The organism is Mucilaginibacter koreensis (assembly GCF_054783355.1).
In genome coordinates, this window is record NZ_BAAGQS010000001.1 from 88,259 (window position 1) to 114,018 (window position 25,760).

Consider the following 25,760-nt stretch of genomic DNA (forward strand, 5'->3'; position numbering starts at 1 on the left):
ATCAGCTGGTCTCCAATCCAGATCCCAGGTCGACAGCGACGGCGGTTTCCAGCGAGTTTTCTTTCAGGATGGGCATACTGAAGTAGAATGTCGAACCTTTACCCAGTTCGCTTTCGATCCATACTTTGCCCTGGTGCCGTTTCAATATTTCCGATGAAATGAACAAGCCCAAACCCAGTCCTTCAAACCGCATAGCCGTATTGTCAACCCGGTAATACCGGTCAAATAACCTATTCACATGGGTCGGGTCAATGCCGATACCGAAATCCTGTACTGACACCACCAAACGATCGGATTCCAATTTACTGCTGACAATGACCTTCTCACCCTGTGGCGAATATTTGACCGCATTGGAAAGAAAGTTGTTCATGACCTGTTCCAGCCGAAAATGATCTCCGGTAAAGCTGATATCCACTGCATTTTCCAGGACGATATCATGCTTGACCGCCATGTGCCGGATATTCTCTACGCTTTCGGTCAGTAACTGGCGAAAACTGAAAGGCTGCATATCATATTCCAGTTTACCGGAATTTATTCTGGTAACGTCCAATAAATCGGCGATCAGCTTTTCCAAACGCTTGATGTGATCTGATGATTTCTGCGCGAAACCAGCTATGCGGTTGATATCCCCGCCCCGGAGCAGAAGCTGATTAAAAGCCTTGATACTGGTGAGCGGCGTTTTAAGCTCATGACTGGCGATCGATATAAATTCATCCTTTTTCTGCTCATTTCTCTTTTGCAGATCTATATTCGTATTGGTACCCAGCCAAAGCTGGATCTTGCCGTTCTCGATCAACGGTACCGCGCGACCCAAGTGCCATTGATAATCACCATCGGCGAACAACAACCTGAATTCAACGACATACTCATTACCGTTCTCGATCGCGTGTAGCCACAGATCCATCGCCTGGGGCAGATCTTCAGGATGGATAAATCGCTGCCACCCTTCGCCAACGATAGCATCCATGTTTGCCCCGAAATCTTTGATGACCACCTGGTTCACATAATCGATCGCGCCTGATGCATTTGCGGTCCAGACCTGCTGGGGGATCGTATTTAACAGAAAGCTGAAGCGTTCCTTGCTTTCCTGCAACTGCCCGATCAACTCGTGTAAATGTTCCTGCGTGCTGACCAATTCTTCATTCGTGGAAGCCAACTCTTCGTTGGAAGCGACCATTTCCTCGTTGATCGCATTCAGCTCTTCATTGGAAGCCGCCAGTTCTTCCGTTGTTTCCTGTAGCTCTGCCTGGCTCTGCTCTAATTGCTGACGCGACCGGACCGATTCCGTGACATCGACCACTGAGGCTAGGATGGATTCTACCTCCCGGTCCTCGTTAATAATCGGATCATAGGAGAAGTTCACATAAATGTTCTTCTCAGATCCATCCGGATGCTTGATCAGTACGGGTAATTCCGGGAAGGCGATCCGTTCACCAGTATCAAAAACGCTTGCAAGCATTTCAGGAAAAGGTTGACCGACAAGTTCGGGAAAAACATCGACGAGCTTCTTTTCTAATGTTTGATCAGCATCGCGCTGCCAGATCTCGTACATAGCGGCGTTAGCCTGCTCAATGACCAGTTCCCGGCCGTTCAAGATCGTTAGTGCCACTGGTGTGGTCTGCACCATAGCATCCAAACGGTGTTTAGCCGCCTTAACAAATCTGCTGGCCAGCACCTGTTCGGTAACCTCTGTAGCTACGATCATCACACTATGCGTTTCCCCGTTCTCATCCTTGATGGGCTTGAAAACAAAATTGGTAAAGATCTGTCGCAGCTCCCCCTCATATTCCATTATCCCCGGAGCTTCGCTGCCATAATAAACCTCTCCGCTGGCGTAGACATTTTCAAGGATCTGGAAAAATGCCTGTCCCTGTATCTCCGGCAGTGCGTCATAAATGGTCTGCCCGATCACAGCAGAAGACTTGCCCCATATCTTAAGTATATATTGGTTCGCTTGTTCTATGATAAAATTGGATCCAATCAATACGGCGATCGCAACCGGTGCATCATCGATCAGGTAGCGCATCTTGGCCTCGCTGGAGGTCAGCAAAGCAGTTCGTTGCGATACACGGTCTTCTAATTCGGCATTTAACTGGTTGAGGTGTTCCTGGGTCTGCTGCAACTCTTCGTTGATAGAACTCAGTTCTTCATTCGCTGAAGCAAGTTCTTCATTGAGGGCCTGCTCGTTCTCTAAATTATAAAGATGCTGTTGTTCCTGTTCAATCGCCTTTCGGCCCAGTACTGCGTCGGTAACATCCGACGCAGTATGCAGCATACAATATACGTGGCCATCGCTGTCTTTAATGGGCCGATACTCGTAATCATAGTAGCTCGTCTGTAGTTTGCCGTTGATCTCTAATACTGCAGGTATGTTTATCCCCGAAAAGGTTTGCCCGGTACGGAAGGTATCACGCATCTGCTCCAGGAATGGCTGACCGACCAACTCCGGAACAGCAATTTGTAAAGGAAGGCCGACAATGTCACGCGACTTACCCCAGAATTGCAGCATCGCTTCCGTAACTGCTTCAATGATCAGGTCTTCCGTAGTGTAAATGGCCGTAGCGATTTGTGAGCCGGAGAAGATGTCCAGCAATTGATCGCTACTCAGCAGTCGGGTCTTGTTCATGTACTTTAAACAAAACGATAAAATTAATAAATTATTTGCAGATCAAGTTTTGGGTAGAATTGGAGTTTCCTTATATCGGACTAATTATTATGCTGTGAATTAAAAACCTATGATAATTAAGTTTACAAAACTAGGACAATATAAACCTGCTGATGGTTTAATATTTCTTGGTTGGGCTAATTACAACACCAATGTATACGATTGGAAATTTAGGCCGATCTAAACAACGCAATAGTAGAAAGGTGGAAGTTTGAGCGAACGTCATAGGTAAACAAGCGCCTTTTTTAAGATTAAACTAAAAAATTAAATAAGATAAGCATCGGTTGACTTTACTTTAACCTCTTAGCCGAATGTTTACTGCTGGATGTTGTCAGCTTTGTAAAACCTGTTATTTTTGGGCATAGAATATGCCATATGTCACAGGATTGGATCAATAGATGGAATGAGCGCTACAGCAATAGCGATTTTGCTTACGGTGAGTTCCCGAATGAATACCTTCGAAAACAACTGACAAAATTAACACCGGTTAAAATACTTTTTCCCGCCGAAGGAGAGGGAAGAAATGCAGTATTTGCAGCCGGTCTGGGTTGGGAGGTGTCTGCTTTCGATATCAGTGGCGAAGGGCAGAAAAAGGCGGAGCAACTTGCCCGGAAGAATCAGGTTAGTATAGATTATCAAGTAGGGGAGCTACAAACATTGGGTTACTTTGACGAGGAATTTGATGCGATCGCCTTGATTTATGCCCATTTCCCTGCAGCTATTAAATCACAAATACATCAAGCGCTTAGGCCGTTATTATGCAAAGGCGGGACAATCATATTTGAGGCATTTAGTAAGAATCATCTTGCGTATTTGAATAAAAATGAGAAAGTGGGCGGACCGCAAGATATTGAATCCTTATTTTCTATTGAAGAAATTCAAACAGACTTCGCCAATTATGAGGTTATAGAGATCGAAGAGTTAGAGGTCGATCTACATGAAGGACTTTATCACAACGGCTTGGGTTCTGTTATTCGGTTCGTCGGCCGTAAACGATAGTACTATCATGTGGTTCTATGGATACGCAAAAAGCCAATATAGCTATAGTCAAGTGAGCTATCTGAATATCACCTTCGCAACTTATTTGTGTCGTAATGCTTACGGTTCATACAGTCCCTACGCTAGGTAAACCACTAAAATTCATCAGACGTTCTACGGCAACGCAGAAGGGTGTTTCGCCAAAATTTGACTAGGTTGTTCCCATGCGCCTGGTCAGGTATTCCAGGGCAAACTGACCCTTTAACGCTGGTAAAATATCATAACACCCGACACATCCGTAATATATGCGGTTAAACAATTTGCCCGTGATTTAGGAGAATCCAGGTAAGACTCCAGCGGGTCATCTTTTTGCTGATCGTTCCAATTTATTGACTGATGTTTATTTTGCTCTATGAGAACTAAATTAGTGCTTTATGGACATAAATCATCTGGCAAGACTGTTCTAAAAATACCGGTTCCATTGAAAGACAACATGTGCATAAACGTGCAGCGTAAATTGACAGTTCTATATTGTAGTAAAGCGAGTCATCGATCTTTCTATTATATTTACGATTCACCCTAATTCATATGCTCGCTTTCCTATTTCCCCAATTTAAATATCTCTTTGATAAGGAGATACAACTGCTTGACCGTGCCAGGATCAGAATTCTTACCACATTACTGATCTTATATGCAGCACTATTTACTTGCCTGACCATATTCTATCTTTTTCAGGAACGTAATTATCTATTGTTAAGAGCAGGCATAGTAGCTGCAATTTTGATCGCAAATTTTGTTTTGCTGTTGAAAGGAGTTTCATGGCGTAAAATGGCACACGTTTTCGTCTGTTGTTTTACCATCCTGATCTGGACCAACATCTTATTTATTCATCAGGGGGTAAATCTGGTAACGGGCCAGTATGTCGTCCTGATCGTTACCTGCGGATTCTATTTGTTGGAAGAAAGATGGGGATTACTTTATTCATTACTGAACATATTACCGCTGATAGCTTACGTCCTTTCTGATGATTACCTTAAAATTGCAGGCTCCACACAATTTCAAAACCAAAACAAATCAGCCTATCATATTATACTGATATTTAATTTCGGTGCATTGTTATATGCGCATTACTTTTTCTTCAAAGAGTATAAAAATGCAACTAATAAAGAGCAGGTGCAACGCAAGAAATTGAATGAAGCTTTAAAAGCTGCTAATTACACCGCTCAGGAAAAAACCAACTTCTTAGCGACCATGTCCCATGAATTGCGGACGCCACTGAATGCCGTGATCGGAATGACTAATCTGTTGCTGATAGAAACCCATTTGGAAGAACAGAAAGAAAATTTGAATGTACTGCAATTTTCAGCAGAAAATCTGATGTCGATCATTAACGACATATTGGATTTTAATAAAATAGATGCTGGCAAGGTAGAGGTTCATCCGGTCAACTTCCGGCTTGACGTACTCATTGACCACCTCTGTGGAACGTTTAAGGGTAAAGCCGAGGCCAAGGGCATTCAATTTAATTGCGTTTCTGCCGAGGTGCTTTCGGGCAAGACATTGTTCGGCGATCAGACCCGAGTCATTCAAATTCTGTTTAACCTCGTAGGGAACGCTGTAAAGTTTACATCGGATGGTTATGTCAAGGTAAAAACTGAAGCGCTGCTGAAAAAAGATGATCTTGTCGATGTTACTTTTCTGATCACGGATACTGGTATAGGCATACCGGAAGAAAACTTAGCTTTTATTTATGAACCCTATACGCAGTCCCAGGCCAGAACGAACCGGCAGTATCATGGCACGGGCCTGGGCCTGACCATAGCGAAAAAACTGGTGGAACTACTGGGCGGAGAACTACACTTACATACTGCAGAACGCGTGGGAACATCTTTTGCCTTTACGCTTCCTTTTAAGCTCCTGAATGATCACTTGCCTACTGTAAAGGAATCCCAACAAGTTTTCAAAAATTTATCGGAGCTCAAAGTCTTGGTCGCAGAAGATAACCCGATCAATGTATTGGTGATCAAAAAGATCTTGAAAACTTGGGCAATAGAACCACAGATCGCCGTCAATGGACAGCATGCGGTGGAGGCGGTAATGTCAAATGATTTCGACGTGGTATTAATGGATATCAATATGCCGGTAATGGACGGCTTTGAAGCGTCTAAAACGATCCGGGAGCTGGCTGACCCTGTGAAGGCAGCTATTCCGATCATAGCGGTGACCGCCTCGGTCGGCGCTTCTATTGAGCTCCATCACGGTTACCAATATCTCAGCGATTGCCTCTTAAAACCATTCAAGCCTGAAGATCTACTTTCACTCCTGCAAAAAATTTGTCGTTGATCATCTAAGATCTTTTATCTCTGAATTTTGTGCAGTATCATTAGCTGTAAAAACGGATCCCAAAAGCTAACTGCGCGGAGATGTTTGGTTAGCGGGTACATAATTATTCAGATCCGTAAATTGGCTTATGTATAATAATATAGCCTATCCGTGTATGTGAGACTTAGCCCAAAGGCATATATTTAGCTGCAGATCAACGGGTTTGATTTAAAGATTTTTTTTATTTTAGATATAATAATAAAGATCATAATGTAATGGTGATGCAAAAGGTCAGGTTCTGGATTGTAACTTGTCAATCACATAGTCCTTGAATCTTTTAATGATATAAATACGTATTGTTCTTATGTCACAACGGGAACTGGAACGACTGCAGACGGTCAACCGATTTTTAAAATTGCAGATCAGCAAGGAAACTGAGCTGCAAAGGATTGTGGAGCAGGCCGCAGCATTGTGCAGTGCCCCGATAGCGATGATCACTTTTATGGAAGATCAATTGCAGCATATTAGATTTCGTGTAGGCACCGATCTCACGCAATTGCAGTATGATCGCTCTTTTTGCCAAAAAGCGGTTCAGCAAGATGAGGTTTTCGTCGTCGCAGATGCAAGTACAGATCCTTATTTTTCTGAAAACCCCTATGTGAAAAACCAACCCAATATTCGTTTTTACGCGGGAGCACCACTCCAGACCAGTGAAGGAAATGCGATCGGAACGGTTTGTGTTTACGATGTGGAAGTTAAAAAGCTGAGTTCGATCCAGCAGCGGATGCTCAAAAGCATGTCTAAACAGATCGTTCACCTTTTGGAATTCGACGCCAGCCTGCAGTTGCTCAAAGATCAGTACATTGCTTCCAAGAAAGTGGCGGTCACGCTCCGCTCGTTTTTTGAAAGCTCCAGCTCCAATCATATCTTATTGAACCGGGAGATGTGTGTGATAGCCTTTAATAAAGCATTTGATGATTTTACATTTGCTACCCAAGGGAAACGTTTGATCCCAGGCAACCCATTGGTCGATTTTCTGCACGTCGGCTTTCGTTCAGATTTTAAAGCTGCGTTCAAAAAAGCAATGGAGGGTGAAAAAGTCACTCTTGAACGGCATCTTCAATACCAGCAGGGGCAGATCTGTTGGTATATGACCTTTGAACCGGCTTATGACAGGGATCGGCAGATCATCGGCGTATCTTTCAACAGGATTGATATTACTGACCGCGTTAAGCACGAAGAACGTGTTAAAGAACAACAGAAAGCGCTTCGCAAGATACGTCACGTGGAATTGCATGAGTTGTATACGCCAGCCAGAGAGATCGTTCGCCTGATGGATGAGGTGCGGAATGATGCTGAGTTGTCGCACTTGGAAGAAATAAAATTGTTGGTGGAGGCTGTAAAGGAATTGCAAGAAAAAATAATGATCTAAACCTCAAAGCCAAATGCCTAAACGTGAATTAGAAAGGTTGCAAGCTGTCAACCGTTTTTTGAAGTTAAAGATCAGCAAAGAAGAAGAATTGCAGGAGATCGTGTCTCTGGCGGCAGACATCTGCGGCACGCCCACTGCACTGATCACCCTGATCGACGCCGATACGCAGTATATACCCATTAAACAAGCATTTGATTTTAAGACCACACCGCGCACACAAGCGTTTTGCAACCATGTTATTGAGCAGCAGGATGTGATGATCGTGCCGGATGCCAGCTCTGATGAACGCTTTGTAAATAATCCATTGGTTACCGGAGATCCGAATATTCGCTTTTACGCAGGAACGCCATTAACTACACAAGACGGACTTAATTTGGGCAGCCTATGCGTGATCGATCAGGTACCAGGTCAATTGAGCGAAGAGCAGCAGCAGATGCTGCAAATGCTGGCCCAGCAAGTGATCCAGCTACTTGAATTTGATGCCAGCCTGGAATTATTGAAAGATCAATTCCTATCCGCAAAAAAAGAAGAATTGACCATGCGGTCTTTCTTTGATAGTTGTACTTGTGCGCATCTGCTTCTGGACCTGGACCTCAAGGTGATCGCTTTTAGCAAAGCAATGAGCGATTTTATCAAGGAACATCACCACATCAATATTGTGCCGGGCTTTGCGATCATGGATCTGATCGATCCTAAAGATCGCAATAGGGTGCTCCTCGCTTGTCAGGACGCATTGCAGGGAAGATCAATCCGTATGGAGCGACACTTGGAATTTAAGGATAAGGCTTACTGGTGGGACGTGACTGTGCATCCCGCCCGCAATCCCGATGGTGAGATCATTGGTGTGTCTTATAATGGCAGCGATATATCCGAACGCGTACGTCAAAAAGAAAGCGCAGAAGCCCAGCGGCTGCAACTGGATGAGATCGCTTTCGTACAGTCTCATGAACTCCGCAGACCGGTGGCCTCGATCAAAGGCCTGTTGACCTTGATCGACATGGAAGGCTCTTTAGACAATTCCGAGCTGCTGCTCGGGATCCAGGAAAATACGGAACGCTTAGATAATCATATTCACCGGATCGTAACTTATACAACTAACCGGCCCCATTATAATTCATAGCACCTTTTCGTGAAAAATACGTATAAAGAAATACCAGCTGCCGACTAAGCTTCCAACCATTGTGAACAAAGAAGATCATTTCCTACCAGCCAACGAACAGGATCGTCTCCGTGCGTTAGCCAAATACGATATACTCAACACCCTTAGCGAAGCGGAATTTGACCGGATCACCGAACTAGCTTCCATCATCTGCAAGACACCGATCTCCCTGATCACCCTGGTCGATGAGCAGCGCCAATGGTTCAAGTCAAAAGTAGGGCTCGACATCAGCGAGACCCGTCGGGAACTGGCTTTTTGCCAGCATACTATCTTAGGGTATGATCTATTTGAAATACAAGATGCGACGCAGGATGATCGCTTTAAAGATAACGAACTGGTTACAGGGCAGCCGGATATTCGTTTCTATGCGGGATATCCTTTGACAGATTCAGACGGATATAACCTGGGCACCCTTTGCGTTATTGACCGTAAGCCGCGTGCCCTTGATGGAGATCAAAAGAAAGCGTTGCAGCTGTTATCCAAAGAAGTGATGGCACTGATCACCGAGCGCAGGCAAAAAGAAGAGATACGGGAGTTCGAAAAGCTTTTTGCCCTATCCAGCGACCTGATCTGTTCGGCCGGCACGGACGGTCTTTTCAAAAAAATAAATCCTGCGATGCTTGCGCTACTGGGCTTAAGTGATCAAAATGTTGAGCAAATATCTTTTTTTGATCACGTACATCCTGAGGACCATGCGGATGTAGCAAAAGAAGTAGAGCACCTAAAGCTGGGACGGTCCGTACTCAATTTTACCATCCGTATTCTTGCGGCTGGTGGTGACTACCGGTATGTCCAATGGGTAGCCAGTCCAGAACCCAAGACCCAGAATTTCTTCGCGGTCGGTCGGGATATAACGAACGAAACTTTAAAAGACCAACAGTTAGACGAAAGCGAATCAAGGTTTCGTACCGTTTTCGAGAACTCACAATCGCTTATTTCCACTCATGATCTGGAGGGAAACTTTATTTCGCTTAATCCCGCCGGGGCAGCTATGCTGGGATTTGCCCCGGGTGACACGGTCAACAAGACGCTTTTCGACCCCATACCAAAGTCGGAATGGCCGAATGTTAAAGCTTATTTAAAAACGATCCGCGAAACAGGAAAAACGCAAAACTTTATCACGTTCAAACACGCCGACGGGGAGCTTAAAACTGTACTTTTCAACAACCTATTGCAGCGATCATCGACCGGAGAGTTTTATGTGATTAGCAATGGTACAGATATTACTGAACGTTACCTGCTTGAAAAAGATCTTGAACGGACCAAGAAGATGTTAGAGGAAACCAATCAGGTGGCTCGTGTCGGCGGCTGGCAAATGGATCTATCCAGTGGTACCCTGTACTGGAGTCCCGTCACCAAGGAGATCCATGGTGTATCTCAGAACTTTGAGCCGGACATGCGATCAGGAATCGATTTTTATAAGGAGGGCGAAAACAGGGAGGTGATCACCGCTGCCGTGGAAAAAACGATGCGGGAAGGCACACCCTGGGATGTAGAACTGCAGATCATTACCGTGCAGGGTAAAGAGCTCTGGGTCCGCGTGATCGGTACAGCCGAAATGGAGAACGGCGTGTGTAAACGGATGTATGGCACATTCCAGGATGTCGACGAAAAAAAACGCGTGCAACTGGAAACGAACAAGGCCAGGGCGATCCTGTCGGCATTTGTTCAACATACGCCTGTAGCAGTAGCGATGCTCGATAAGGATATGAATTACATTGCGGCAAGCGATCGCTGGATCAATGACTATGACCTGAAACAGTCTTTTGCGGTCGGTAGATCTTATTATGAGCTTTTTCCTTTTGTTAAAGAGGAAGGAAAAGCGCGGCACCAGCGCATTCTTGGTGGAGCTACGGAATCGGCAACGGAAGATGCCGCAGTGATACCAGGTTTTGATCACCAGCAGTATATTGCCTGGGAGATGCGCCCCTGGTTCCAGTTTGATGGCACGATCGGCGGAATGATGATCTCTACCCAAAACATCACGTCCCTGGTGCAACAACGGGAGGAATTGAAAGTCGCCAAGCAACAGGCGGAACAAGCCAGTATCGCCAAATCTGAATTTTTGGCTAACATGAGTCATGAGATCCGTACGCCACTTAATGGCGTGATCGGATTTACAGACCTGGTTTTAAAAACAGAGCTGACATCCACCCAACATCAGTACCTCAGCATTGTCAACCAGTCAGCCGGAGCTTTGCTTAGCATCATCAATGATATCCTGGACTTCTCCAAGATTGAAGCAGGAAAGCTGGAATTAGACATCGAAAAGTGCGACCTGTACGAGATGGCTTCCCAGGCAACGGATATCATTACTTACCAGGTACAGCAGAAAGGCTTGGAGATGTTGTTGCATCTGGCACCTGACCTGCCCAGGTTTATCTGGACGGATTCGGTCAGGTTGAAGCAGATTTTGATCAATTTACTATCAAATGCGGCCAAGTTTACCGAAAAAGGTGAGATTGAGCTCAAAGTAGATGTGCTGGAGCAACTGGAAGGCTATAGCAGATTTTGCTTCTCAGTACGGGATACAGGAATCGGTATCCGTCCGGACCGTCAGCAAAAAATATTCGAAGCATTTTCGCAGGAGGACAGCTCTACGACTAAACGCTACGGAGGGACCGGGCTGGGACTTACCATATCCAATAAACTGCTGGCCATGATGGGGAGCAGGCTCCAACTCAAAAGCACTCCGGGGAAAGGCAGCACCTTCTACTTTGAAGTGACACTAAGGTCCGCTCCTGGTGAGGCTATCATGCTTGATGACACGGTTAAACTGGACCGGGTATTGATTGTGGATGATAACGATAATAACCGGGAGATCATCCGGCAGATGCTGCTATTAAAAAACATACAGAGCACGCAAGCCAAGAATGGTCTTGAGGCTTTGCAGTTGCTGGCCGCCGGAAACAATTATGATCTGATCTTGATGGATTATCATATGCCTTTCATGGATGGGCTGGAGACGATTCGCAAGATCAGGGAAAATATCGCCTCTACTCAAGAGGAACTGCCGATCATTTTGCTTTCCAGTTCTTCGGACAATGAGCAAGTCATGCAGGAAGGAGAACGATTGAAAGTCAGTAGCCGTATTTTAAAGCCGGTAAAAATGCAGGATTTCTATTATGCCTTATCCCGTTTAAATAAAACAAGCAAACAGCAAAAACCGCTTACCAACTTCAAACCTCAGTCATCGGCAACTGAGCAGTCGGCTCGCATCCTGATCGCAGAAGATAACGCAATCAATATGTTATTGGCCAAGACGATCCTCAAAAGGATCGCTCCGAACGCGTTGATCTTAGAAGCTGTAGATGGCCTCAAAGCAATGGAGTATTGTAAGCAGGAACTGCCGAATCTGATCTTTATGGACGTTCAGATGCCGGAGATGAATGGCTACGAAGCAACCAGATCGATCAGGCAGCTACCGACTGCAGCAACCATACCGATCATTGCATTAACGGCTGGCAATGTCAAAGAAGAAAAGGCCAGGTGCCTGGAAGCAGGTATGGATGATTTCCTGGTCAAACCAGTCGTGGAAGAAGATATAGCAGCGATACTGGTCAAATGGCTTAAGCAGCCTCAACAATTGCATGAAGTTTCACAGCTAAATTATCTTAGTCAAACAGATCATTATGATCCATCCATTCTACAACGATTTACGGATCATGACGAGGATTTGATAGCTGAAATTCTGGAAATGACCAAAAAGGAGCTGATAATTATACAAGACCGCTTGCCGACTTTGATCCAATCAGGCGATCTAAATGGCATCCAAGAACTGGGACATAAACTCAACGGCACTGCGCTGTCTGCAGGTCTGCCGGTCATCGCAAAGTTGGCTAAAACTCTAGAGCATATCCAATCTTTGGATATTGATCAGCTGACCAAAGTATCTTTAGATTTTCAAAAGGAAGTAAGCTTTATTTTAGAACTTATTTAACGCTTTAGATCACAGAAAATAATTATGATGACATAATTGCCTGATGTGATCGATCTGAATGAGTCACACATGTCAACTAAGAATGAATGTTTTGGTTGATGTACGATATCAGTTAAAGTGAAAGAATGCACGCACGCAACTTTGTTCAATAAAAATTCAGTTATAGGTAATTTTTCCTTCCTCCAGCAAAATGGTTTTCGTAGGAACTTCCAATCCTTTTTGAAAATGCAAGTATCGCTTCCATCGGAATCCCTACTCTATGAAGCGCATAACCTTCTTGATAGAGGCTATCATAACAGGAAACCAGGCATTAAAATCGTAATGATTAAAAGCTAATATTTTACTACAAATGAAAAATTTAGCAGATGGCGAAGGCAATCAATCTTGAAAAAACGCTTAAGCTTTTTGACGATAAGCCGCAATACCTAAAAGACAAAAGCATTGTGCCCTTAAAAAAGTCAGGTGGGGTTACTTAATATAAATTGGATGAGATTCAAAATTGATGAATGCGGGAAACTTAGGTATCCTATTACGGCTATAATAAAGAGTAAAACTCACCGCATAATAGCCCAAGTGCTACAATCACAATGTTAATGCGACCGTCCGGATTCGGCTATGAAGTGCCGCCCGATCGCTTTTTAGTTGAGATTTATTTGATGCGAAAAACTAAGCAAATCAGACTGTTACTTCTTCATTTACTTTGAAGAACGCAGTTGATACTACATCAGAAGCTAACGCTATCTGAACTGGGAAGTGCTGACTATTGACTGGCTTTCCGATCATGAATAAGGACTCAAATTAGAGCATCGACATCGCTATCAATCACCATTTTTGTTTAATACCAAAGTTTACTTGCTAGAATTAGTGCCCCGTGCCATGGCAAACACCGCATACCATAGTAGTGTAACTGGTTGTTCCTCGCGATTTGCTGCCTGTGTAAGTAGTATAATCTGCGTTAAAACCTTTATTCATAGCATCGGCGCTGGTAATTTTACCTGTTCCCTTACACCAGGCACATACGCTTTCCGTGCCGCCGGTTGTTCTACCCGAAACTATCTTAGTTACGGGCTGGGCATATATATTGTAAAGGTCTATCTTAACATTTCTGGCAGCTTCTGCCTTACGTATTAGCCAATCTTGCATGTAAACATCACTTTGCTGCAGGGCTCCTTTTTCAACCAAGTCAAAATAATCGGCGGTTAAGTAAGGATTGCGTAGCGGCAGCAAATAATCGGGGTCATTAAACTTAATGATGCCTGCCTTGTTGTAATTTGTTCTTAAATCGCCGCCTTCCATGTTTTGATCTACGCTACTAACGTATTGCGAAAAAAATACCAGCGCTTCGCCTCGCTCATAATTTATAAGAGCGATTTTATATCCGGGCAGCTTATCCCGGCCATACTTGTTATCCTGGGCATACTTTAACCGATTATTTGACGGATAGTCAATTTTAGCAAGCCGCCGCCCATCTGCCGTAGAAAATTTATATATACTGTAACCGCTTACCTGCGAGGTATCGTTTCGACTAAACTGTATCAGCGTATCGCGGTTGGCGCTATACCACCGCCAGTACTCATGGCTAGGTTTGGGCATATCCAGCTTTACGGCCTTTGTGCCTTTATTGGTGTACAGGTATCCGTCAACATATACCGTATCTAATTTATCAGTAAACAAAAATTCCGACGCCTCATTGCCTTGGTCAAAATTATCCGTATGAGTAAGGGTAGCTATAGGCTGTATATCGTTCAATGTTAATTTATATAAAACGGTGGTGTACTGCAAATCCTTTTTGCCTTTATAGGTCATGCTTCGTACCACTACAAAGTCTTGCTCTCTCTTTAGCAGCGTAAAGGGCATAAGCCGGTACTTCATCTTTTGATATTTGGTTTCGGCTGCCTTCAAAAAATCATAGCCAAATGGGTCGTACGGAGGCTGCGTCCATACACTTTTAATTTCTGCAATATTGCTGGCCGCACTGGCCGAGCGGTCGGCTATCAGTGCGCCCGTGGTTAAGTCATAAGCGTTATCGGCAATCCATAGGGTATTTTGCTTATTCTCAAAGCGATATTTCAAACCCTGCAGACGGACTGTAAAAAAATCCATCATCCTAAACGGGTAGGGCGCTTCTTTTGCCTGTGCCAGCAGTATGCCGTTTACAAAAAAGCCCGTTTCCGCTTTGCCGTCGGTATAAACTTTTTTCCCATTCCCGTAAATCATCCCTTCCCTGAAAGCCCCTGTGTAAACATCGCCATTGGCCATTTGCAGCCGGCCTTCACCACTGTATAAACCATTGGTAAAATTACCTATATACTCCTGATCGCCATTTATCAACCGCCCTGCACCGTTAGGACGGCCATCCTGGAAGCGGCCTTCGTAGATCATGGTTGAGGCATACCTGTACAAGCCGCTGCCATTATTACAATTACCGCTTAAGCACTGCGCTAAAGCTGGTTGTATTAAGCAACAACAAAGAAGCAATACAGCAGAGGCTGCTTTGTAATTTTGCAGGGAAGTTTGCATAAATTCAATAATATAATCAACCAAAGTTAGAGGTATCGCAAGGGCTTGCAATAGGGATATATACCAGATGTAATGGGTATATATCCCTATGAAATAAAAAAATACATCTGAATTTTTTTTACGACTATGATTATATAGAAAACGTCTTACAAATGTAGATTTAGATAAATCCTTAAGAAATTGAGGTCAGTAAAAAGGGTGTAGATGCTATATTATAGATATACACCTAATTGTCAAGTCCAATCCTGATGGCAAACTTGACCAGTCCAATTGTGCTTTTACAGTTAGTTTTTTCAAGCAGGTGCTGGCGGTGGTTATCAACCGTTTTTTTGCTGATGCAAAGCTTGTCGGCAATCTCCTCGCTGGTCAGCTCTTTTACAATCAGGCTCAGCACTTCGCGCTCGCGCAGGGTAAGCTGGCTCAGCTGCTCATCCTGCACTTTTTGCTTGTTGTACTGGTTATAAATAATGGGCACAATATCCTGCGAAAAATAAGTGCCGCCGGTTTGTATGCGGTGCAGGGCCTGCAGCAGTTCGTTACGGCCGGCGTTTTTCAAAATATAGCCGTCGGCCTCGGCCATTACGGCTTCTTTTACGGCGGGAGCATTATTATACATGCTTAAAATAAGCACCTGTATATGCGGAAACTGGCTTTTAACCATACGGCACAGCTGCGTACCGGTAAGCAGGGGCATGCTAATATCAGTCAACAGCATATGAAAGCTTTGCGGACTGGCGGTTATGCGCTCATAAGCGGCCTGGCCGTTGTTGGCTTCAGCCACAATATGGTAGCGCTCGTCGGCGGCCAGCATGCTTCTGAGGCCATCAATAACCATTTGGTGGTCATCGGCTATTATTACATTAATCTGCTCGCTCATGGGGTTATCCGGGTATAATAATCTCTATTTGGGTGCCGCTTAGTTGCTGGCTGCGTACCTGCAGGCTGCCATCCAGCAGGTTCACGCGGGCCGCTATGTTTTTCCAGCCTAGGCCGGTTGAGGTGGGTATGGTAGCTGTGTCAAAACCTTTGCCATTGTCTTTAATCACCAGCAGCATTTGGTTGTGCTGCGGCAGCACGCTCAAATTAATTAAAGTGGCCTGTGCATGGCGCACCATGTTGCTCAATACCTCCTGCACTATGCGGTATATAGATAGCTCGTTCGATTTTTCAAACTGATGGTGGCGCACTTCATCGGGTATATCAACCACTACCTGGGTACCGCCGCTGCCATTTACTTTTTCGCCCAAATCTTCCAAGGCATTAAACAGCCCGAAGTTCAGTTCTTCAGGTATCAGGTTATGCGATATATAACGTACTTCCTGAATGGTCTGGTCAACCAGTCTGGTGGTTTTATCCAACCACCCGGCTGCTTCGGGCTGCTGGTTGGCTGTGGTAAGGTTCATTTTTACCACAGCCAGCATTTGGCCTACGCTATCGTGCAAATCGCGGGCTATGCGTATGCGCTCGCTCTGCTCGCCATCAAAAAGGGCTTTTGCGGCTACTTCCTGCTGTTTAAAAATCTCATTTTTAATACGGTTTTCTTGCTGGGTTTTATATCGGCTGTAATACAGGTAGCCTAGCAATGTTCCGGCTGCCAGCAGCAGTAATATAAAAGTTATGGCATAGTTGCGTTGTGTAATTTGCAGCTTACGATTTTCTAAACCTAGGGCCTGTATATGAGCCTGCTCGCGCAGCGCTTTTATACGCTGTTCGTTTTTGTCGGCATCCAGCCGCTGGTTGGTTAATTGCTGGTCTTTATTTTTTAGGTTCAGGGTATTAATCAGCAACGTTTGATTTTGTTCAACCAGCTGCAATTGGTCTTTACCCAGTTGCAGCTGGCTGTTTTTCAATTGCAGCGATTTGATGTTGTTTTGCTGGTTAAGCAGCGCTATGGTGTTTTCCTTCTTTTCGGTTTCGTATTTTACCTCCATCTCGGCTACCTGCCGCTGCATGCGGTTGTTATAAATAGTATCCCTAATTAAGGCATATTTATCATAATATTCGTCGGCCTCGGCGTGCCTGCCCAGGGTGTGTAGTATATTGGCCTTGTAAATAGCGGCGTCGGCCTGCGAGAGTTTATCACCGTTGTGACCGGCATAATAAGCGGCCGAATCGTTATACAGAACAGCCGTGTCAAGCTTGTTCAGCTTTAAATAAAACGACGACATGTTGTTGAACAAGATTGCAATATTGCCTTTGTCCTGTATTTCGCGGCTGCATTTTAAAGCAATATGGTAGTACTTTTGGGCTTCCTTAAAGTTGTTGTCGTTTTCGTAAAAAACGCCTAAGTTAATAGCTACGGTAGCCATGCCCTTTTTATAATTTTCGACCTTAAATATGCCAAAAGCTTTTAGTTTAAGTTCCAGTTCTTTGGTGCGATTGCCTAAGCCTTTATAAGCCCTGGCCATGTTGGCCATGTTGTTGGCCGCAATTCGGGTTAAGCCTTTTTGCAGGTTAATATTTAAAGCCGCATTAAGCAGGTTAACCGCTTTTTGGTATTGTTTGATGCGGATGTATGAGTTGGCTAAATTACCCATTATTATGGCTGCCGCTGTCGTGTCTTTAACCTGCTCAAAGTATTGCAGCGCCAGCATATTTCTATTGATGGCCGTTTCATAATCGGCCTGGTAATCGGCTATCAGGCCGTAGCCAATGTTGGCGGTAGCTATGGCAAAGGGGTTGTGGTGGGCCTGCCCGCTTAGCATTAAGCGGTTATAAAAATAAGCCGAACTATCGTGGTTGCCTTTAAAGGTGTAGTAACCGCCTAAGCTGTTTAATGCGGTATGGTATTGTTTAATGCTGTAAGCATCGGCCTTGTTATCGCATAATTTAATAACCTGTAATAAATACGCAGGCGCTTTTGCGTTAAGGTTTTTTGAATGTTTTAAACCTTCCTGTACCAGTTTGTAAATAACGGCTGTATCTCTTACAGACTTATAAAAAACCGCTGGTGCTGGCTTGGCCATAGCAGTTGCAGTTATAATTTGCAGAGTGAAAGTGATAAGCCTTTTCAGGTATTGAAGTTTTAAACCGTTCATGTACAGGGGTTAAAGCCTAAAAATAAAAAAAACGGAGCTATAAAGCCCCGTTCTTACTCAAAAAAACTATTCTACTTAATAGTACCCTTAAAGCTGCCCTGCTCGGCAAAGCTTTCTTTACGGGCGCTGTTGTAGGCAATGGCGTAAAAGGTGCCTTCTACGCTGCTGCCATCTACCTTGGTAATGTTTACTTCGCCGCCGCCGGCCATAGTACCGCTGTTATCGGTTGAGTAGTTCATGGTGCCGTCGGCTGCCTTGGTATAATCTTTACTGATGATGATGCCTCCGTTTGATTGGCTAGGGCCCAATGCATACTTGCCTACAGCTACCTTTTTCAGTAAAACAATGCTGATGCTTTCGTTGCTGCCGTCTTTAATAGCCGATATGCTAAAGGTAGTAATACCGGCAGCCGTAACCTGCGTCATGCCGGCTTTGGTTGACGAAAACTTACCCGACGAGCCGCCATCGAAACCGTAGTTGCCTGCGGTTACTGTGGCAGCGGCACCGGTTGCACTGGCACTGGTATCTTCATCCTTGTCTTTTTTACAGGCTGCGGTTCCTAATACAGCCAGCAGCAGCACAGCCATGGTTAATTTTTTCATGTTGCTTTTATTAAAATGGTTTATTGAGTGATGCGTAGAATATCCTTTTGGTTGGCTTTGATATATAGATTGCCTCGGGCATCTGATACCATCATTACCGTACCGGTAATATCATTTAAGTCAACCGTAGGAAATTTGATATAGAATGAGCCCAGCGTGGTATAGCCGGCCGTGCCGTTTTTGGCCTTGCGAATAACCCAGGTTTTAGCCAGCGGGTAGGTACCGTTCGACTGGTCTATCAGGGCATAAAAGTTCTCGCTGTCATCAACCGCGTAGCGCAGGTAGCCCAGCTGCCGGGTTGACTTGATACGGTCGGCATCATCATTAAACAGTGTTTTCAGGCTAAAGCTGGCATCGGCGGTGGTACCGGCATCCAGGTTCCATTTGGCAAAAGTGCAGGTGTTTGAATAGCCGCTGTTATCGGTTGTATAAGCTACATAGGCGGTACTGCTGTTAAATACGGCGCCTTCAGTAGTTGGCTGCAAACCCGGAAGTGATGCCCCACCGGTTACAATATCGCCGTTTGGCTTAATCTTGAAATTTGGACGCAGGCATATCTCGTTGGCCGTGTTAACAAACAGGAAAGCAATGCCGGTATTATCACTTACCGAGCTAAAGTTGGTTTTAATTTCGGTTACAGCAGCGCCATCGGGCGTAATTTTATAAAGTGAATACGTGTTGGGCTTGTTCTCGTACCGCAGTGTATACACATTGCCTGCCGCATCGGTAGCTATTTTGGTGACGTTGGTTATACGCGCATCAGCCGTTAATACCTGCGGGGCCGAGTTGCCTCCGGGATCGAGCTTGTAAACCTTGCTGCCTGTTGAAGTAGCCAGGGTATAATCTGAGTAGTATATTTGATTTTTTATCTTGTCATACCACATGGTGCCTATTTCATTGGCGGCCGTACCAATTTTACTAAAGTTAAGTGTGCCTGATACAACGTTTACATAGCTTACGCTGGTTCCGCCGGTTGCGCTGCCTGTGCTAACGGTAAAGGTTGGTGTAAAGCCGGCAGCTGGTGCGGCGTTAGTACCGTTAACAGCTATAGTTATTGTACCCGTGCTAGCTGTAGCCGGTATCTCGGCGGTTAAGGTAGTAGCCGTGGCCGTTTTTACGGTGGCTACAACTGTTGTACCGCTGGTAGCGGTAGCAAATTTTACGACGTTTTCGGCAAGTACCGTACTAAAGTTAGTGCCGGTAAGCGTAACTATATCGCCGGCTTTTCCCGTAGCGGGCGATAAGGCCGTAAATGTGGGTACAGCTACCGGTTTGGGTGTAACCGTAGGGTTAGTGCCCTGCGAATCTTTATTGGCAGCCGTTATGCCTTTAACGCTAACTGTTAGGCTGCCCGATGTGGCGGCTGCCGGTACGGTAAACTTAATTTCCGTATCAGTAACGGATGATACGGTTATGGCTGTATTACCCAACGTAACTTTAACATCGGTGGCGGTGCTGCCAAAACGGAAACCCGTTATGGTAACCACGTCACCCGTTTGCGGGTTTTTGGGTTGTACGCTGGTAATTTCGGGCGTTTGTGTAGTGGGATTGTCTTCGGTTTTATCTTTTTTACAAGCGGTTAAACCAGCCATTAAGAAAAGGATAAGTACCGTTAGTACATGGAGTTTAAGGATAACTGTTTTCATGATATAAGCCTTTTAGCAAAAGTGTTATATCGGCAGGCAGGCTGCAATAAGGAGAGTTACTAAGAATCATAGGTATATATACCCGTATATGATCGATGATCAAGCCTCGAAATCGACGGCAATATTATTTATTTAAATAAATAATAATTAAGCTGGGTTAAGGACTACAATTTTATAATTTGCGTCATAGACATTCCCTAGTGATTCAAAACTATTATAAGAAACAGGCAGATAGAAGTTTTGATATTTTCTGATTAGCTTTTGCGAACAAGAGGCCGGTTGCAAACTCAAATATGTTAACTAACAACAAAAAGTGTTATTAGAACTGTATAAGTGGGTTTGCAAAGTAGAAAAATATTTCAACCAGATAATGCCTATGATAATGTGTCGAATTTGAACCGGGAAGGCATATTCAGGATCAACGTTGGTATTTCTGAACAAACATTTGCCCGGCTTTTTCCTGATACGCAAAACAATGGGATTTGACTATGCTTATTTATTTTATGCCTCATCTCCATTACATTGCACAATATTTCGCCTGTATACTCAATTATGGACAGGAAAATGGGGAGCAATTGATTTGAGTTTACTGGAGAAGCGCACGGCATCGTTAAGAGATGATTTGACAAAAAGCAAGTCTGTCAGAAGTTCAGTTGAACAGGAATTTGGACAAAATAGCCACCTTTAATTTTTTTTAAATCGTTCATTTATGTCATCATCATTTCCGCGCCGGATCGCAGCCGTACTTGGTCCTGCTCTTATCATTGTTACTTCCTCAGAGATAGTAAACTTGAAAATATGGCTGGACGTTCATCCAACGCTGGTGTACCTGAACGGTCTGCTGTTTGTAATCGGCGGGCTGATCATTGTTACAAATCACAATCGTTGGGAAATGAACCGAGGTGTATTAATAACTATTTCAGGATGGATGCTTCTTTTGGCGGGAACCTTCCGGATGTTCTTCCCAACATCGGCACAGCTTGGTCCAGGCTTAATGACTTACATCATAATTTCTTTACTCGGGTTGTTGGGTATAGCTATAAGTTTCATCGCGATCAAAAAATAATCACTGAAAATCAACTGTATTACTTTCAGGATACGCCTTTAAAGAATTAACAAGTATTCGATTTGCGGGGAGCACCTCCGGATAAGCTTTACTAACGATCAGGCCACTGCTCTTAGGTTCTTTCAGTAGACGGGACAACAATTTATAGTTTAGATTACAGGGGCAGTTAGATAAATTCACCGTTATATCTACGCAAAACTTCCGAAGATTCAAATCTCGTCATTAACATCAATTTTGTCTAAAATGGACGTGTTCACAACCAGCAATCGAAATTTTTTGTTTAAACTAAAAAATGCTCTAACACACGTCATATTCTAATGACTGAATACTATTACCTGTGCTCTCAAATACGCCAAAGATACAATTCAAGGCAGTCAAAATCTCTCTGAAATACCTGCCAAACTCTTCAAATCGTCTAAAAAATAATTCGAAAAATATTCGGCTTGGGCTACTTTAAAACAAGGCAAATCAAGTCATACTTGGTTTGCCTTGTTTTTTACGATAAATCAGTATTTAACTATTTATTACCTCCAAATTTCATTGTGGGTAGTTGTCTTTTTGTATAAGTAGCAGTACCACCTGATAAGTTGTTTTCTTTTCCCAACGACCTATAAGCCATCCAATAAAGCTCGAAATAAATATATCATTGTTTTCTGCTTCATTAAGAAGGCTTAAAACAGCTTTCTTATAAGCCGCATCAAAAATCACATCCGGTTTAAGCAAATACTTTTCAACCAATTTTAGAAATTGCAGTACGCGCTCTTCCGAAGTTTTCAGCAAATATTTCCGGTAGCGCCGGCGAAAACTGCTGATCCGCGACATGGCCAGCTCAATATTGCCAAACTGGGCCTGCACCAAAACTTCCATCAGGTTTTTGCGGATGGTCCACAACATTCCCATTTTCTTTTCATACCAGGCATCAGTGCGCGTTAGTAAAGTTAACTGCTTTAAACTGGCGCGATTGTTACAAAGCGCCAAAAACATGGTAAGGCATATCCGTAAGTCCTCTAATTCTTCGGGCTTGGAACTGGTTTTTGCATCAGAAAGTGCTTTCTGCAACAACGTAATTGCTTCCTCGGCAAAGCCCGTGAAAAATAAGTTGAGCCCTGCAATCAACTGATGACGTAGATGGAATAATGTATAATACCGATTATCGGTTAGCATCAACTCCATCATTTCCTTGAGGTATGATGTGCTTTTTGAAAAATCCCTTCGCCGCAAATGAAAATTTGCCACATAATACAAAATGGAGATATGGTAAAAAAGATAAGCTAGCTTATGATCTGTGCGGCCCTGCATAAACCTGTTTGTCCGGTTGATATAGCGCTCTATCAAAGCATAGTTTTGCTGTATGGCAGCGTATTCGTTGGCAATGAAAAGGATTTGGTAAATAGATTTATAGGTCATTAAGTCCTGTGCGGAAATTTTGTATTTGCGGATGGTCGTGATCATCAGCGCCGTGAGGTTCACCACCTTGCCTTTCAGGTGTATTTCCTGCAACTGCTGCCTTAAAAAAGCATACGCCATATTGAGCCTGGCTTCACGCTGCATATGCAACTGGTTATGCATAAAGCGTGCGGTTAAATCTTCCAAATTTTCTGCACCGGGCAGGTGAGCATATTGGAGTTTTAGTAGTAAAAGTTCATTTAGTAAATTAAACTGTTCTAAATGTTCGGCCAGGCGTTCTGCCTTATCCAGGCATTTGAAACCAATTTTCGTTACCTCATTTTCTAATAAATAGCGCCCAACTACCACAAGGCGCAATGCATCGTAAGTTTCTGATTGATTGTTTTCAAAAGTTCTCTGTGACAAGTAGAGCAGCAAATTATCCTGCAGCCTTTTACGTAAGGCATGGTAAGCATCTTTATTTTTTCCGGGTTTGTAAAGCTTGTTTATCTTATCTATATCATCAGTTTCTATCAAATTAAACAACTGCAGGTTTTTGACATCATCCCTCTTATTGTTTCTGCGTAAAAACTGCCTGAAAGCATTTCTATCTGTATTGTTTAATAAGTTGACCAGTTCTGAAAGTGAGTCCATGGGGATAATTCGGCGTTTATAAAGGTAACATAAATGCGTAATATATCGTCAGTAATTCGAAGAACTTACCTTTCTTGGGTCTTTTTTACACCGCACATTTGCTTCCATATTAATCAACAAAAACAAATTAAACATGGAACCGCTACAACACAAAACAGAAGAAAATTCACCAGTGGTAAAATTTGGTGAAAAAAACAGAAACCCGTTTAAACCTACTGCTGCCTTTATAGGCGCCTCCTGGTTTGCTTTATTAACGGGCATGGTTGGCTATTGCATCGGCTTATGGAATGCCGGCATGACTTTAAATGAAAAAGGATATTACTTCACTATTCTGCTATTCGGCTTGTTTGCCGTAATCTCGGTGCAAAAAAGTGTGCGTGATAAAGCAGAAGGTGTGGCCGTAACAGATTTGTATTATGGTATCAGTTGGTTTGCTGCTATTGCCGCCATGATACTGCTTACCATTGGCTTGTGGAATGCAGATTTAGCCAGAAGTGAAAAAGGCTTTTATGCGATGGCTTTCTGCCTGAGCCTATTTTCGGCTATTGCCGTACAAAAGAATACCCGCGACGCTAAATTGGCGGGAGATAAAGAACTGTAACGTAGCGGTTGCCGCCCCGCAGCGCTTTGCTTATGCAGGCCTGCGGGGATTTTTTTATGAGGCAGAAAGATTAAAGAAATAGTGATTTTTTAAAAGCTTACTCCATCAGCTTTAAATCACTTTTGTCCAGCCATCCGCGGCTTATCTGGCCTTGCTCATTTTTATAAACAACGTAGATATAGCCGTTCTGGTCGTCTAAAGCGGTGATGCGGGCATTGTTCCAGATATTGATATTGGCTTTACGCCGGCTCTCTGGCTCCGGCTTGTTGTGAAAGTAAGCATATTGGGCAGAGAGGGTAAAGGTTTTGCCTATATCGTTATCCGGGCCTGGCTTTGCAGTAGGGGTATAAGTATCAGTAGTAGTGCTTTGGGTTGAAGCAGGCCGGCTTTTGTGCCTTTTTGAGCTTGCTGGTTGCTTTGATGCTGATTTTGTGGATGGGGCATCCGTTGTATTTGCCTGCTCCGTGGTTGGCGTTGATGGTTTGGAACGATAAATAAAATAGGCGGTACACGCAGCAATCAGTATAAGTATCACCAGGGCGGTAAGCCACGGTGAAGGTGTTTGCTTTGCAGGAGTTACGGGCGGAGCAGAAGGATTGTTGATCACAGCAGGATTTACCGGTTGCTGCATTTGAACTTTTGCATGTAAGATTTCTGTCTCCTGTTCTTTTCGGTAAATAGCAACTTTCAGGCGCTCAATTTCCTGTTCTTGTGCTTGTAACCGGGTTTGTTGCTGTAGCAGTGTTTCCTGCAATTTTTTATTTTCGTTTTCGAATGTTAGCAGCTCTGCCCGGTTGTTTAAAGTTGTGTCGGCTGTTTTGTGGCTTGTAATTGTATGATATAAGTCGGTGCCATTGGCGAAGCGTTTAGCCGGATCTTTTTCCAGGCATCTGAACATCACCTCCAGCAGCCAGGCAGGTACCTGCATTTCGGCCGCTTGCTTCTCTGCAGGCCATGAAACCGGAAGCTGTGCTTTACGTTGGGCAAGCGGTTCTGGCGGCTGTGCTTCTAAGTGTGACAACATCACCGAGCTGCGGGCAGTATGGCCATTATCCTTCATGGGGAATGGTACCGCGCCGGTTAGCAGCTCATACAAAATGATACCATAGCTGTAAATGTCTGATTGGTACAGCAGCATGCCTTCGCTCTGTTCGGGCGCCATAAACTCTACCGCACCGGCGTGGCGCAAACTGGAGCGTCGCTGCTCGTTAGACATTACGGCCAGACCAAAATCAAGCAAAATGTAATTGCCGGTTTGGCTATTCCATTTTACATTATTGCTTTTAATGTCGCCGTGCTTAACCTCATTCAGGTGGCAATGGTTAAGGGCATTGGCCAATTGGTCGGCTACTTTAATGATTTCCGAAATGGTAAACACAGGGGCGTGCGGTGGTTTCAGCAGTTCTGCTAAATCCGGCCCTTCAATAAACTCCATTTCGATGTAAGGCAAAGCGCCGCTTTCTGTAATACCCGAGCTGAGTATTTTTACCACATGCGGGTTAGGTTCTTGGTTTACCCTTTTCAGCTTTTCAACTTCGTTCCGAAAATCCTTGTAATTTTTATCCTCATCGCTTTCGGTTTGTATCGGCGTGGGTAACAGTTTAACTGCTACCATAACCGGCCCCATTCGCTTTGCCTTATAAACGGAGCCCTGACCACCGGTACTTAATGCCCCCATGTTTTCTAAGCCCGCCGTAATGGTAAACATTTTAGCCATTTATCATAAACTGCCTGCCGGGTAAATGGTTTGT

At 44.1% G+C, this 25,760-nt stretch carries 16 protein-coding genes; 8 read left to right on the top strand and 8 right to left on the bottom strand.

The features are described 5' to 3' along the window. Position 1 precedes the first annotated feature (1 nt). The gene (locus ACYVNW_RS00435) at positions 2-2,626 is read right to left on the bottom strand and encodes a PAS domain-containing protein (RefSeq protein ID WP_460677855.1); all 2,625 of its coding nucleotides are present in this window, start codon (positions 2,624-2,626) and stop codon (positions 2-4) included. Positions 2,627-3,040: 414 nt separating this feature from the next. Here ACYVNW_RS00435 and ACYVNW_RS00440 point away from each other — a divergent pair, with 414 nt between their 5' ends. The 5 genes from ACYVNW_RS00440 (at position 3,041) to ACYVNW_RS00460 (ending at position 12,496) form a co-directional block, all read left to right on the top strand. Further along, positions 3,041-3,664, top strand: a complete 624-nt coding sequence (locus tag ACYVNW_RS00440; protein WP_460677856.1) for a class I SAM-dependent methyltransferase — start codon at positions 3,041-3,043, stop codon at positions 3,662-3,664. Between the two features lie 567 nt (positions 3,665-4,231). After that, the gene (locus ACYVNW_RS00445; RefSeq protein WP_460677857.1) at positions 4,232-5,986 is read left to right on the top strand and encodes an ATP-binding protein; all 1,755 of its coding nucleotides are present in this window, start codon (positions 4,232-4,234) and stop codon (positions 5,984-5,986) included. Positions 5,987-6,329: 343 nt separating this feature from the next. Continuing rightward, positions 6,330-7,397: a GAF domain-containing protein gene (locus tag ACYVNW_RS00450; protein ID WP_460677858.1), complete on the top strand. Its 1,068-nt coding sequence runs from the start codon at positions 6,330-6,332 to the stop codon at positions 7,395-7,397. Between the two features lie 13 nt (positions 7,398-7,410). Continuing rightward, the gene (locus ACYVNW_RS00455; RefSeq protein ID WP_460677859.1) at positions 7,411-8,517 is read left to right on the top strand and encodes a GAF domain-containing protein; all 1,107 of its coding nucleotides are present in this window, start codon (positions 7,411-7,413) and stop codon (positions 8,515-8,517) included. A gap of 61 nt (positions 8,518-8,578) precedes the next feature. Then, positions 8,579-12,496: a response regulator gene (locus ACYVNW_RS00460; protein WP_460677860.1), complete on the top strand. Its 3,918-nt coding sequence runs from the start codon at positions 8,579-8,581 to the stop codon at positions 12,494-12,496. An 861-nt stretch (positions 12,497-13,357) separates the two neighbouring features. Here ACYVNW_RS00460 and ACYVNW_RS00465 read toward each other — a convergent pair. The 5 genes from ACYVNW_RS00465 to ACYVNW_RS00485 form a co-directional block, all read right to left on the bottom strand. Continuing rightward, a complete protein-coding gene (locus ACYVNW_RS00465; RefSeq protein WP_460677861.1) occupies positions 13,358-14,878 on the bottom strand; it encodes a hypothetical protein in 1,521 nt (506 codons plus the stop codon). A gap of 364 nt (positions 14,879-15,242) precedes the next feature. Next, positions 15,243-15,893, bottom strand: a complete 651-nt coding sequence (locus tag ACYVNW_RS00470; RefSeq protein WP_460677862.1) for a response regulator — start codon at positions 15,891-15,893, stop codon at positions 15,243-15,245. A gap of 4 nt (positions 15,894-15,897) precedes the next feature. After that, complete coding sequence (locus ACYVNW_RS00475) at positions 15,898-18,054, bottom strand: tetratricopeptide repeat-containing sensor histidine kinase (RefSeq protein WP_460677863.1); 2,157 nt, start codon at positions 18,052-18,054, stop codon at positions 15,898-15,900. 71 nt (positions 18,055-18,125) lie between these two features. Further along, entirely contained in the window at positions 18,126-18,656 is a 531-nt protein-coding gene (locus ACYVNW_RS00480; protein ID WP_460677864.1) for a hypothetical protein, read from the bottom strand. 20 nt (positions 18,657-18,676) lie between these two features. Then, positions 18,677-20,302, bottom strand: a complete 1,626-nt coding sequence (locus ACYVNW_RS00485) for an IPT/TIG domain-containing protein (RefSeq protein WP_460677865.1) — start codon at positions 20,300-20,302, stop codon at positions 18,677-18,679. A 333-nt stretch (positions 20,303-20,635) separates the two neighbouring features. Between ACYVNW_RS00485 and ACYVNW_RS00490 the strand changes: the two genes are divergently transcribed. Together ACYVNW_RS00490 and ACYVNW_RS00495 are read left to right on the top strand one after the other, a co-directional pair. Continuing rightward, positions 20,636-20,788: a DUF6194 family protein gene (locus ACYVNW_RS00490; protein ID WP_460677866.1), complete on the top strand. Its 153-nt coding sequence runs from the start codon at positions 20,636-20,638 to the stop codon at positions 20,786-20,788. A gap of 223 nt (positions 20,789-21,011) precedes the next feature. Further along, positions 21,012-21,368: a hypothetical protein gene (locus ACYVNW_RS00495; RefSeq protein WP_460677867.1), complete on the top strand. Its 357-nt coding sequence runs from the start codon at positions 21,012-21,014 to the stop codon at positions 21,366-21,368. 537 nt (positions 21,369-21,905) lie between these two features. Here the strand turns inward: ACYVNW_RS00495 and ACYVNW_RS00500 are convergent. Beyond that, positions 21,906-23,408 (bottom strand): hypothetical protein, encoded by a 1,503-nt coding sequence (locus ACYVNW_RS00500; RefSeq protein ID WP_460677868.1) that lies wholly within the window; start codon positions 23,406-23,408, stop codon positions 21,906-21,908. Positions 23,409-23,541: 133 nt separating this feature from the next. Here ACYVNW_RS00500 and yiaA point away from each other — a divergent pair, with 133 nt between their 5' ends. Then, positions 23,542-24,009 carry an inner membrane protein YiaA gene (gene yiaA, locus ACYVNW_RS00505; protein ID WP_460677869.1) on the top strand — a complete coding sequence of 156 codons (468 nt, stop codon included), beginning with the start codon at positions 23,542-23,544 and terminating at the stop codon, positions 24,007-24,009. A 97-nt stretch (positions 24,010-24,106) separates the two neighbouring features. Here the strand turns inward: yiaA and ACYVNW_RS00510 are convergent, their stop codons facing one another. Then, positions 24,107-25,726 carry a serine/threonine-protein kinase gene (locus tag ACYVNW_RS00510; protein WP_460677870.1) on the bottom strand — a complete coding sequence of 540 codons (1,620 nt, stop codon included), beginning with the start codon at positions 25,724-25,726 and terminating at the stop codon, positions 24,107-24,109. Positions 25,727-25,760: the final 34 nt, after the last annotated feature.